The sequence below is a fragment of the Maritalea sp. genome (assembly GCF_051251695.1).
GTDB lineage: Bacteria > Pseudomonadota > Alphaproteobacteria > Rhizobiales > Devosiaceae > Maritalea.
This window is the reverse complement of the sequence record NZ_JBPOEU010000012.1, coordinates 17,360-29,437: the sequence shown is the minus strand read 5'-3', so window position 1 is coordinate 29,437 and position 12,078 is coordinate 17,360. Positions and strand designations below refer to the sequence as shown.

General features: G+C 47.8%; 12 protein-coding genes. 7 read left to right on the top strand and 5 right to left on the bottom strand.

Annotation, left to right across the window (positions count from 1 at the left end; all coding sequences use genetic code 11):
- Window positions 1–19 precede the first annotated feature (19 nt).
- From mnmG to ACSHWX_RS08855, 4 genes are read left to right on the top strand one after another with little or no spacing between them, the layout of a single operon-like run.
- Window positions 20–1,888, top strand: coding sequence for a tRNA uridine-5-carboxymethylaminomethyl(34) synthesis enzyme MnmG (gene mnmG, locus ACSHWX_RS08870; protein ID WP_435667849.1), 1,869 nt, complete (start codon window positions 20–22; stop codon window positions 1,886–1,888).
- 8 nt (window positions 1,889–1,896) lie between these two features.
- The gene (gene rsmG, locus ACSHWX_RS08865; protein ID WP_435667848.1) at window positions 1,897–2,544 is read left to right on the top strand and encodes a 16S rRNA (guanine(527)-N(7))-methyltransferase RsmG; all 648 of its coding nucleotides are present in this window, start codon (window positions 1,897–1,899) and stop codon (window positions 2,542–2,544) included.
- Window positions 2,545–2,568: 24 nt separating this feature from the next.
- Window positions 2,569–3,369 (top strand): ParA family protein, encoded by an 801-nt coding sequence (locus ACSHWX_RS08860; RefSeq protein ID WP_435667847.1) that lies wholly within the window; start codon window positions 2,569–2,571, stop codon window positions 3,367–3,369.
- Between the two features lie 10 nt (window positions 3,370–3,379).
- On the top strand, window positions 3,380–4,270 hold the full coding sequence (locus tag ACSHWX_RS08855; protein ID WP_435667846.1) for a ParB/RepB/Spo0J family partition protein: 891 nt from the start codon (window positions 3,380–3,382) through the stop codon (window positions 4,268–4,270).
- 28 nt (window positions 4,271–4,298) lie between these two features.
- Here the strand turns inward: ACSHWX_RS08855 and holA are convergent, their stop codons facing one another.
- From holA to leuS, 3 genes are read right to left on the bottom strand one after another with little or no spacing between them, the layout of a single operon-like run.
- Window positions 4,299–5,321 (bottom strand): DNA polymerase III subunit delta, encoded by a 1,023-nt coding sequence (gene holA / locus ACSHWX_RS08850; RefSeq protein ID WP_435667845.1) that lies wholly within the window; start codon window positions 5,319–5,321, stop codon window positions 4,299–4,301.
- Window positions 5,318–5,815, bottom strand: a complete 498-nt coding sequence (locus ACSHWX_RS08845; RefSeq protein WP_435667844.1) for a hypothetical protein — start codon at window positions 5,813–5,815, stop codon at window positions 5,318–5,320. Before ACSHWX_RS08845 ends, holA begins: the two co-directional genes overlap by 4 nt.
- Complete coding sequence (leuS, locus tag ACSHWX_RS08840; RefSeq protein WP_435667843.1) at window positions 5,802–8,429, bottom strand: leucine--tRNA ligase; 2,628 nt, start codon at window positions 8,427–8,429, stop codon at window positions 5,802–5,804. Before leuS ends, ACSHWX_RS08845 begins: the two co-directional genes overlap by 14 nt.
- A 174-nt stretch (window positions 8,430–8,603) precedes the next feature.
- Here leuS and ACSHWX_RS08835 point away from each other — a divergent pair, with 174 nt between their 5' ends.
- The 3 genes from ACSHWX_RS08835 to ACSHWX_RS08825 all read left to right on the top strand — a co-directional run bounded on the left by ACSHWX_RS08835 (window position 8,604) and on the right by ACSHWX_RS08825 (window position 10,537).
- Window positions 8,604–9,278 (top strand): YggS family pyridoxal phosphate-dependent enzyme, encoded by a 675-nt coding sequence (locus ACSHWX_RS08835; protein ID WP_435667842.1) that lies wholly within the window; start codon window positions 8,604–8,606, stop codon window positions 9,276–9,278.
- Between the two features lie 104 nt (window positions 9,279–9,382).
- On the top strand, window positions 9,383–10,066 hold the full coding sequence (locus ACSHWX_RS08830; RefSeq protein WP_435667841.1) for a response regulator transcription factor: 684 nt from the start codon (window positions 9,383–9,385) through the stop codon (window positions 10,064–10,066).
- 27 nt (window positions 10,067–10,093) lie between these two features.
- On the top strand, window positions 10,094–10,537 hold the full coding sequence (locus ACSHWX_RS08825; protein WP_435667840.1) for a cyclic nucleotide-binding domain-containing protein: 444 nt from the start codon (window positions 10,094–10,096) through the stop codon (window positions 10,535–10,537).
- 9 nt (window positions 10,538–10,546) lie between these two features.
- Here the strand turns inward: ACSHWX_RS08825 and ACSHWX_RS08820 are convergent, their stop codons facing one another.
- Entirely contained in the window at window positions 10,547–11,350 is an 804-nt protein-coding gene (locus tag ACSHWX_RS08820) for an exodeoxyribonuclease III (protein ID WP_435667839.1), read from the bottom strand.
- Window positions 11,351–11,437: 87 nt separating this feature from the next.
- Window positions 11,438–12,061: a LolA family protein gene (locus tag ACSHWX_RS08815; RefSeq protein ID WP_435667838.1), complete on the bottom strand. Its 624-nt coding sequence runs from the start codon at window positions 12,059–12,061 to the stop codon at window positions 11,438–11,440.
- Window positions 12,062–12,078 lie beyond the last annotated feature (17 nt).

Below are 12,078 nucleotides of genomic sequence, written 5' to 3'. Positions count from 1 at the left end.
GGGCTGTTGTGAGCAAACTATGATCGACGATTTTGACGTTATTATTGTTGGTGGCGGACATGCAGGCTGCGAGGCCGCTGCAGCATCCGCGCGTCTGGGGGTGAAAACAGCTTTAGTCACCCATCAATTTTCCAAGATCGGCGAAATGTCATGCAATCCTGCCATTGGCGGATTGGGCAAAGGTCATCTGGTGCGTGAAATTGATGCGTTGGATGGGTTGATGGGCCGCGTTGCCGATCAAGCCTGCATCCAATACCGGTTACTTAATCGACGCAAGGGACCAGCAGTGCGGGGCCCACGCATGCAAGCGGACCGCAAGCTTTATCGCAACGCAATGCAACGCGAGATCGCCAAATATGACAATCTGTTTGTGATTGAGGGCGAAGTAGATGATCTGATTGTTAAGGATCAGCTTGTCGCTGGTGTTCAACTCGCAGACAAACGCCAAATTCTTGCATCCCAAGTTGTCTTGACGACCGGTACATTTTTGCGCGGTCTGATCCATCTTGGTGAAAAGCAAATCCCTGCAGGACGTATGGGCGAAAAACCTGTGCTTGGTCTTTCAACCCGCCTCGAAGCGCTGGGCCTAAAACTTGGTCGGTTGAAAACTGGAACACCACCTCGACTAGATAAAAACTCTATCGATTGGTCAGTGTTGGAAATTCAGCATGGCGATGAAGATCTAGAGCCGATGTCAGCATTGACCGACAAAATTGTTGTGCCTCAGGTTCCTTGTTATATCACCCGAACACATGCAGGAACGCACAAAATCATCGAAGACAATCTTTTAAAGTCGGCCATGTATTCAGGACGAATTGCGAGTAAGGGCCCACGGTATTGCCCTTCGATTGAAGATAAGATTGTCCGCTTTGCAGATAAAGACTCGCATCAGATTTTCTTGGAGCCCGAAGGTCTTGATGATGACAACATCTATCCCAATGGCATATCGACAAGTCTTCCAGAGGATGTGCAGTTACAAGTCGTCCGCTCCCTACCAGGGTGCGCCAATGCGATTATAAACCAGCCAGGTTACGCCATTGAATATGACTATATTGACCCACGCGAGCTCGACAATACGCTCCAGTTACAAAAACTTCCTGGTCTAGCGCTTGCAGGGCAAATCAATGGAACAACAGGTTACGAGGAAGCGGGCGCACAGGGGCTAATGGCCGGGGCTAATGCGGCGTTGCGGGTACTTGGTCGCGATCCGTTTATCCTATCTCGCACACAAAGCTATATCGCTGTAATGATTGATGATTTGATCACCCGCGGTGTTACAGAACCTTATCGCATGTTTACGTCTAGAGCAGAGTTCCGGCTTCATTTGCGGTCTGATAATGCAGACCAAAGACTTACAGAACATGGCGCTTCGGTGGGTCTGATTGGTGAACGTCGGATTGCACATTTCACTGAACGTAAAGTGAAACTGGATGCCGCACGAGTTTTGTTTGACCAGTTGTCGTTGACGCCAACTGAAGCACTGAAACTGGGTATTAAGATCAATGCAGATGGCGTTCGTCGATCAGCATTTCAGATACTATCTTATCCCGATGTGGACCTTTCCACCTTGATCGACATCTGGCCGGCGTTGGACGATGTAGAAGCTGACATACTGCAACAGGTGTCTGTGGATGCTCAATATGCGGTTTACCTTGATAGGCAGCGCGCGGATGTCGAATTGGTGAGACGGGATGAAAATCGAAACATTCCAGCTGACATGGACTATGACGTGCTTGATGGTTTGTCGTCGGAGATGTGCCAAAAACTGAAATCTCACAGCCCGCTTACTATTGCCCACGCTCAACGGATCGAGGGGATGACGCCTGCCGCCATCTTGCTTATTTTGGCAGCAGTAAAGCGCAACGATAATTTGAAGAAGGCGAGTTAAAAATTACCATGGATGAAAATTCAGCGCGGGATCAGATTGCTACTATATGTGTTTCCCAGGGCGTTGATCCCAAAAGCGTTGTTCAGATGCTTCAGCAATATGAAGACGAACTGCAGCGTTGGCAAAAAGTTCAAAATCTTGTTTCACGTGAAACATTACCTGAAATTTGGTCAAGGCATTTCTTGGATAGTCTACAACTTTTACAGTTGATTGATGTTCAAAAAGGCTTGATCCTTGACTTTGGTAGTGGCGGCGGACTGCCCGCGATTCCATTGGCATTGGCCCTTAAAGACAAGTTAGTTCCGGTGCATATGGTTGAATCAAATGGACGCAAATGTTCATTTCTACGCCAACTTATTCGGATGTTTGATCTGAATGCTGTAGTCCATAACATTCGTGCTGAGTCGTTGGTTCTTCCAAGTTCGGATATTGTTGGCACCATAACTGCTCGAGCATTTGCCGACCTTTCCAAGACGTTCTCCTACATTTCTGGAAGTTTTGGCGACCAGACAACGGCATTTTTGCAAAAAGGCCGTGGATATGATGAAGAAATTGCAACAAGTCGTGAAAAATGGCTGTATGATCTGGTTAAACATGAAAGCATTTTGGCGTCAGATTCTGTGGTTCTTGAAATCAGTCATCTAAAGGCGCTTTAGACTTAAGTCTTTGGAGGAACAGCAGTGCAGCCGCGTATTCTTACATTGGCAAATCAGAAAGGCGGCGTTGGCAAAACGACGACCGCTATCAATTTGGCCACAGCACTTGCTGCCATTGGTGAGCGCGTTTTAATCGTTGATATCGATCCGCAGGGTAATGCGAGCACTGGATTTGGCATTGAGAGACAAGCGAGAAAGTATTCCGCGTTCGATTTGATGACTGGCGATGTGAAGCTGGAAGATGCAATCGTGTCAACCAATGTGCCCAATGTCGTTGTTGTACCGTCTACCATGGATCTTTTGGGGCTTGAGATGGCCATTTCAGACCATGGAGACCGTGCGTTTCGCCTTCGGAACGCGCTGAGTGACGCTGGAAATATTATCTTTGACGGTAAGCCGATTACCTACATTCTAATTGATTGTCCGCCTTCTCTTAACCTACTTACGATTAATTCTCTTGCTGCGGCGGACGCGGTGCTTGTGCCAATGCAATGCGAGTTTTTTGCGTTGGAAGGTTTAAGCCAGCTGCTGCAGACGATTGAACAGATCAAGTCTAGTCTTAATCCAAATCTTTACATACAAGGTGTGGTGATGACGATGTTTGACAAGCGAAACAACCTTTCAAATCAAGTGCTTAATGACGTTCGTGCGCATCTGGGTGATTTGGTTTATGATACGGTAATACCCCGAAATGTGCGGCTTTCTGAGGCTCCTTCATATGGAAAGCCGGCACTATTATATGATCTGAAATGTGCGGGTAGTCAGGCATATTTGCATTTGGCTACAGAAGTTATTAAGCGCGAGCGCCGATTGACGGCAGCATAGGGCAAGCAAAATGAACGAAAAAAATTCAAATAGCAGACTGGGTCGTGGTTTGGCAGCGCTTATTGGCGATGTGCCGCCGATTGAAGCAACGCGCATTAATAGTGGGGATGGCATTCGTCGACTTCCAGTAGAGTTCATTGTTGCGAGCCCCAACAATCCTCGGCGTCATTTCGCGCCAGAGGATTTAGAAGACCTGACAAATTCAATTCGCGAAAAGGGTGTGATGCAACCTATATTGGTTCGTCCAAGTCCTTTGGAACCTGATCAATATGAGTTGGTCGCGGGCGAGCGACGGTGGCGTGCCGCGCAACGGGCGGGTCTTCATGAGGTGCCTGTTATCATTCGCGAGGTTGATGACCGGGAAGCACTCGAACTTGCGATCATTGAAAACGTTCAACGGGCGGATCTTAATCCATTAGAAGAATCAAGGGGTTATGATCAGCTGATGGATCAGTTTGGCTATACCCAATCAGATCTGGCACAGGTTATTGGCAAAAGCCGTAGTCACGTTGCCAATACATTACGACTGATGAAATTACCGACTGAAGTTCAGCAGTTCGTTTCAGATGGTGCGCTAACTGCTGGGCATGCGCGGGCGTTGATTACCGCAGATAATCCAACGGAATTAGCCAAACGCATCATCGACGGTGGGTTGAGTGTTCGTGAAACAGAAAACTTGGCGCAAAAACAAGCTCAGGCTGTTTCAGGTGGTGAGCCGTCAGCAAAAGGTTCGGCGAAAATTGCAAAAGACGCCGATACGTTGGCGCTTGAGAAAACGCTTAGTGATCTATTGGGACTTAAGGTTGTGATTGATCACAAGGAGCGTGGCGGCAAGGTTGAGATTAAATATCGCACACTTGAACAGCTTGATGATGTTTGTCAGCGGCTTCAACATCGTTGATTCTTAGATCAAGTAACTAAAATCCAGTTTATTGCCGCGCGGCGATCGTTGCGATAGCCAGAAGCGCTTGCCGTGTGTGGGCGTGATCAAGGTTGGCATTTTTGCGTGTTTGTAAAATTGTGTCATGCAACCGGGTACATGCTGCGGCCAAATTTTGAGCTGACCAAGATCGGATTTGGACTTCCATTGCGTTCTTGCGTGAAAAATGAACTCGACCACGACCCGAACTCATAATCTCTTGCAGTGTTTTACCTTGGTCAAAAGCGGCGCGCATTTCTCTCAAATTTGAAAAGTGCATGAGTGCGCGCGTTAATATGGCCGATGAATTTGTGCCTGAACTGAGTGCGCGACCGAGCGAGGTGTCGAGTTTTTGAAGGTGTCCGGTGCCGGCGCAGTCCAAAATTTCGTCCATAGTTTGGGCAGCATTGTCGCCACACAGCGTCATGACATCTTGGTAAGAAATGTGTTTTGACTGGTCAGCAAACAAAATTAGCTTTTCAACTTCAAGGCGGGTGATCTGACGATCATTGCCCAGAATATCGGTTAGGGCGTTTAAGGCGTCATTTTCAATTGTAATTTGTGCCTTTTGGAACATTTCACGTGCCAATTGGCCCAAACTTCTTGCGTCGTCAGCGTAGCAGGGCACCGCCCGTGACGTTTTTTGGCCCTCAGCGAGCTTTCTCAGCCCATCTTTTGGCGTCAAATTGCCCGATTCGACCAATAAAATGGCATCAAAGCCGTATTTGACGATTTGTTCTATGTCTTTAGCGAGGGCATTGGTTGCGCCGCGCACTCGAATTACGCGTCGATCTCCGAACATTGAGGGCGTATTTGCCTCAATGGAAATCCGTTCACCGGGATTGTCAACGTCTCCAAACTGAAGGCTGACGAGTGACATTGGGTCAGCGTCCTTGAGGTGAAAGTGGGATTGCAACCTGTCGGTTGTTTCACGGACGCGTCCTGCATCAGGCCCATAGATTAAAATGAAGCCGGTCTCGATGTCAGGTGAGTTAAGAAACCGATCGACGTCCCGCGCTTTTAGGCCGGTCAATTTTTGTCCTTAGTAATCGCCTGGGCAATAAGGAGTTGAAGTTGGCGAGCAACATCTTTTGCGGCGCGATCATAGGCATCATCACGGGCGGTATTTACAGCAATTTTTTGAGTGTTCTCTTGGAACACTGCGGTGCCAAACCGGCTTGCTGTTGCAACCTGTTCGCCTGTTTCAACTTTGGTCAGAATAAATGTGCCGGTTACCCGTGCTTCGGTTTCGTTGCGCGCGAAGCTAGAGCCCAATGAAAAGAGCCCACGTGTCGACGTGCTGGCATTTATGTCCACTTCATAAAGTGGAGACGAAGACTTCCCAATTCGAAATCTGAGTTCTTCAATGATCGATTGTTCAATCTTTGAGCTCGGATCTGCATATGAAACGGCAAATGAACCTGCATCTTGACCATCATATACCGGACGTAAGGTACATCCCGCCAAGGCGAGTGAGCTCACCAGAACGATCGGAACCAAACGCGAAACAAGTTTAAACAACAACATTTACAATTCTACCTGGCACGACGATCACCTTCTTAGGTGCTTTCCCGTCTAAGATGCGCGAAACTGCGTCCAGTGACAAGGCCGTAATTTCAATCTGATCCTTTGGCATGTCCTTAGCGATTTCAATTTCGCCGCGCCGTTTGCCGTTTACTTGCACAGGCAAGATGATGGTGTCATCCACCAAATATTTCGGATCAGCAACGGGCCACGTTTCATCTGCCAAAATCGTTGTGTTTCCAAGATGTGCCCAGCACGTTTCAGTTACATGCGGAATGATTGGGTTGCATAATTTCACCAAAGATTGCATGGCCGTTTTTAGGGCGGAGCGTTCTTTGATAGTTGGATTTTCCGTGACCGCAGAAACAGCTTTGCTAAGTGCATTCGTTAATTCATAAAGTTGAGCGATTGCACGGTTGAAACGAAGGCTTTCATAGGCGTTTGAAACTTGTTCAATTGCCTTATGGCTTGTTTTCAAGAGGGCCTCGACATCAAAATTTTCTATGCTGTTGTCTTCGGCCTTTTCAATGATCACCTTGCTATCATCTACAAGTCGCCAAACTTTTTGCACAAAACGCCAAACGCCTTCAATGCCAGATTCGGTCCATTGCACATCGCGTTCTGGTGGAGAATCGGACAAGACAAACCAACGGGTGGCGTCAGCGCCAAAGCTTTCAGCCATGGCGGTCATATCGATCACATTGAGTTTTGATTTTGACATCTTCTCAATTGATCCAATTTTCAGGACCTCGCCACTGCCATTGTGTATGGCTTTGCGTTCATTTTCTTCGTCTTGAAATGTGATTTCTTCGGGTGAAACCCAATCGCCATCTTTGGTTTTATAGGTTTCATGGGTCACCATGCCTTGGGTGAACAGACCTTTGAATGGCTCGGTTACATTCAAGTGGCCAGCCTTTTTCATCGCGCGGGCAAAAAACCGCGAATAAAGTAGATGCAAAATCGCGTGCTCGACGCCGCCAATATATTGGTCAACCGGCAACCACGCGTCAGCGGCTGCAGGGTTGGTTGGCGTGGAGGAATTAGGGGCAGTAAACCGAGCAAAATACCAGGATGAGTCGACAAACGTGTCCATCGTATCCGTCTCACGACGGGCTGGTGCGTCACAAGATGGGCAGTATGTGTCTTTCCAAGTTGGATGGTGATCTAATGGATTGCCGGGTTTGTCAAAACTTACATCGTCGGGAAGTTCAATTGGCAAGTCGCGTTCGCGCACTGGAACAATGCCGCAATTATCGCAATGAATGATGGGGATGGGGCAACCCCAGTAACGCTGTCGAGAAAGTCCCCAGTCCCGAAGGCGGTAATTTACACGGCGTTCGCCTTGCACTTGGCCATTAATGTCAACATTTGCCAAGCGGCCTGCGACTTCGTCGAACGCATTTTCAGGGCTCATTCCGTCAAGGAATGAAGAGTTAATCATCACACCGCTATCGGTATAGGCTTCATTTTCTACAGCAAATGTAGATGCGTCACCATCTTGTGGCATCACAACAGCTTTGACCGGTAGGTCGTATTTTCGCGCAAAATCCAAATCGCGTTGATCGCCGGACGGGCAGCCAAAAATGGCGCCGGTGCCATAGTCCATCAAAACGAAGTTCGCCACATAGATGGGCAATGTCCAATTGTCGTCAAACGGGTGTTTCACGTGAATCCCAGTATTGAAGCCACGCTTTTCAGCGGTCTCCAATGCGGCGACAGATGTGCCCAATCGACGACATTCATCGATGAACGTTTGTAGTTCCGGGTTAGACTTTGCCGCTTCTTTAGCGATCGGATGATCAGCGGCGACAGCCATAAAGCTCGCGCCAAAAATTGTATCTGGTCGAGTGGTATAAACCTCTAGATCCGAAAACCCATCGGGTGCGGTTGCTGGATCAAGGGCCCAGCGGATGGATAAGCCTTCGGATTTGCCGATCCAGTTTTTCTGCATCAAGCGGACTTTTTCGGGCCAGTCTTTTAGATTGTCGATTTCGTTCAACAGATCTTCGGCATAATCGGTGATCTTAAAGAACCATTGGGTGAGTTCTTTTTGCTCAACCAACTCGCCAGATCGCCAACCGCGGCCATCGATAACTTGTTCGTTTGCCAATACGGTGTGGTCCACTGGGTCCCAGTTTACCTTGGAACTTTTGCGGTAAATCAAATCTTCTTTTAAAAAATCTAAAAACAGTTTTTGTTGCTGGCTATAATATTCAGGATCACAGGTCGCGAACTCGCGAGTCCAATCCAGACTAAAGCCCATCGATTTAAGCTGCTGTTTCATCGACTCTATATTTTGATAGGTCCAAGTTTTTGGATGGGCATTGTTTTTCATCGCCGCATTTTCAGCAGGCATGCCAAATGCGTCCCAACCCATGGGGTGCAAAACATTAAAGCCTTTGGCTCTTTTGTAACGCGCGATCACGTCGCCCATTGTGTAATTTCTGGCGTGGCCCACGTGGCATCGACCTGAAGGGTAGGGGAACATTTCTAGGACATAATATTTGGGCCGCTCATCTTCATTGCTTGAAACAAAGCTGGAGCGTTCGTTCCATACTTTTTGCCAATGCGGTTCGCTCTCGCGCGGATTATACCGTTCAGAATTATTGCCGGTCACTCTTTAAGTCCTCTAAGTCGTCATGTTTGTTTCAGATCTGACGTCTGATTTTTTAAGCTGTATCCGGAGCTTCACCAGAATTTATGGGTCGGGTCAACACAGATCGCACTTGAATCGTTTGCCCAAGCAACAAAAATGATTCAAATAGAGTGTGGAAGTGATTTGAGGATCAAAATGGGCATTGCACAATTAGAAGACGTTCGGGAGCGGATTGAGTTATCGGCTAAGCGATTTGGCGACGATGGTGCGAAACCGGCTCAACTCATCGTTGTTTCCAAGACATTTGGCATTGAAGAAATTGAGCCGATTGTTATGGCTGGGCAAAAGCATTTTGGTGAAAACCGTGTGCAGGAAGCCCAATCAAAATGGGTGGAACTGAAAGCGCGCCATGATGATATTGTGCTTCACCTCATCGGCCCGTTACAGACCAACAAAGTAAAAGACGCGGTGGCACTGTTTGATGTAATCCAGACGGTTGATCGCGAGAAACTGGCGAAAGCATTGGCCAGAGAGTTCGCGAACACGGGTGAAAATTTGCCCGTGATGGTACAAGTCAATATTGGGGAAGAGCCACAAAAGGCTGGCATTGCGCCAAATGAAGCCGTTACGTTTGTTGAATTGTGTCGGCAAACTTATGGTTTAAAGGTTGTCGGTTTGATGTGCATCCCGCCAGCCGGGCAACCCCCTGCACCCTATTTTGCGCAATTGGTGGGCCTGGGCGAAAAAGCAGATGTGAAAGAATTATCCATGGGGATGAGTTCAGATTTTGACACAGCCGTTGAAATGGGGGCAACCTATGTGCGGGTTGGTTCTGCAATTTTTGGTGATCGAGACTATCCAGCAAATTAACCAAAATCGCGCGCACACATGCTTGTGATTGGGATGTTAACAGCTTGTGCTTACATTATAAATTCAAGATTGATTTTGTATGTGGGCCAACAAAGGGCGAGAAGATGAACAAACGTCGGATTTTGATTGTTGACGATGAAGATGAACTGCGCCAATCGCTGGTTGACCAGATTTCCCATTATCGTGAATTTGAAATTACACAGGGCGCTGATGCAGCAACCGCATTGCGCACAGTAAAGGCATCGCCCTTCGATCTGGTGATTTTGGATGTTGGTCTGCCGGATATGGATGGACGCGAAGCCGTTAAGATCATGCGACAGGATGGGTTCAAAAGTCCGATATTGATGTTGACCGGTCACGACAGCGACAGCGACGAGATCTTGGGACTTGAAAGCGGCGCCAATGATTATGTGACCAAGCCGTTCCGCTTTTCAGTTTTGCTGGCTCGGGTGCGCGCACTGTTGCGTCAGCATGATCAAAGTGAAGACGTGGTGTTCACCATCGGGCAGTATAATTTCCAACCCGCCACTAAAATGCTTGAAACAGAGGAGGGCAGCAAGGTCCGTCTGACCGACAAGGAAACCTCGATTTTAAAGTTCCTTTATCGTCAAGGGGCGAAAACTGTTTCACGAGATGTGCTGTTGCAAGAGGTTTGGGGATATAATAATCGGGTGACCACGCATACGCTTGAAACCCATATTTATCGCCTTCGCCAAAAGATTGAGCGAGACCCAAGCAATGCACGATTGCTAGTGACCGAAGAAGGTGGTTACCGTTTGGTGCCATAGCTTTCAGGAATGAACTTAGGACAAAAGATGTCGCTTGAAGAAATCACGTCAATTTTAAAACTGGCAGACCCATTCCAAAACTTAAGCGACGAACAGCTTAAGCTCATTGGGTTTGTCAGCGACATCAAAAATTTGTCTAAGGACGAGGTGTTGTTTGTTGAAGGTGACGTCGCGGATGGTGCCTATATTCTGGTTGAGGGTGCGCTAACCAGTAAGCATGATGGCGCAAAATCTACCGGTCAGGTGATCGACATTCAAGGCACGACATTTGGCGAATTGGCGTTGATTGTTGATAAGCCTCGTCCTGCAACCGTAAGTGCTGTGGGCGAAGCAAAAGTGATATTTGTGCCGCGTGTTCACTTTAAGCGGTTGATCGAGAACTATCCTGAACTGGCTGCTAAGGTAGCAACGCGCATTAAGCTGTCCATGAACCGCTACGTCAATGCGCTGTCTGGGGCACTTGTTCAGTAAGCGTTCTATCTAGCCAAAATGAGATATGATGGGCACATGGTCGGAAGGCTTTAAGCCCCAGCCCCGTGCATCACGTAAAACGACAGTTTGAGAACTGTGACCTGCGATGTCAGGTGTCGCCCAAATATGGTCGAGGCGGCGGCCTTTGTTGGATGCATTCCAATCTTTAGACCGATAGCTCCACCAACTATATAGACGTTCCTCGTGGGGAATGTGTTTGCGCACAACATCCACCCAATTGCGGCGCGCCTGAAGGGCGTTCAAGGTGTCGGTTTCGAGCGGCGTGTGGCTCACAACTTTTAGAAGTTGCTTGTGTGACCAAACATCATTTTCGTGTGGTGCGATATTGAAGTCGCCGACAATGATTTGCTCATTGTCAAAATCATCCTCATCAAACCAATCCTGAAGCTCGCTCAAAAAGTCCATTTTGTGTTTGAACTTTGGGTTGATTTCAATGTTGGCTTCGTCGCCACCAGCAGGGATGTAGAAATTATGGATGCGGGTTTTGCCAAATGGCGCTTCAACAATTGCACTCACATGGCGCGCGTCACCCATCTTGCAAAATTCTCGTGTGTCACTTTCCAGCAGCGGCAAACGTGAAACAATGGCAACGCCGTGATAGCTTTTTTGGCCATTTACCGCGTGATATTGATAGCCAGATTCTGCAAACGCTTTGGCGGGGAATTGATCGTTCTGGCATTTGATTTCTTGCAAACACAAAACATCAGGCTGGTGATTGGCCAAAAATTCTTGCACCATTGGTAGGCGCAAACGAACGGAGTTGATGTTCCAAGTGGCAACTGAAATCGACATTTTTTCTCCCGGCAAATAACTAGCGAATCGCTAGTTCCCTATATTGGCAAATTGGGCGTGCGGGTCCACCCGTTTTATACCAAGCGGCTAATTATAGTCGGGCAGGTAGAAATAGGATTTGGGAATTTTGATGTCGGTCGTGGTGTCGTAAATCGAAAATGTCACTTCATTGCCGTTCGGCTCTGTAAGGGTCCATTGCTCAATATCTTTGGTTTCAAGATTAAAGATCATGGTCACAGAAACCGGGCCAGCCGGTGTGTCGTCGGCAACAGTTACAGCGATCATTTCTTCAGTTTTAACGACCTCTTGCATGTTGGCCGAAAACAGATCGATTTTATCTGACAAGAACTGACGAAGCGGCACGCGCTGTTGCGGGTAGGCGAATTTTGTCTCTTCCTTGCGGTCGATGACATAAAAGCCTTTGCCGGTAGAAATCACTTCTTCATAGGATGGGGGGGCATATTTAAAACGAATTTTGTTCGGGCGCTTCAAATAGAAAATGCCTTCAGATCGATTGCCTGCGCTATCAAGTTGCAAAAACCGCCCAGCCAATTGTTCAACACTGGAATGGTGCTGACCAATATCTTTGATGATGGCAGTTTCTTCTGGCGTTAGCGCTCGGTCTAGAGCAACACCGGCAGGAACAAATGCCACGGACGAAATTGCCAAAGAGGAAATTGCAACAACAAGAAGGCGAAGAGTTTTGCGCATAATAGACCTGATTTCTA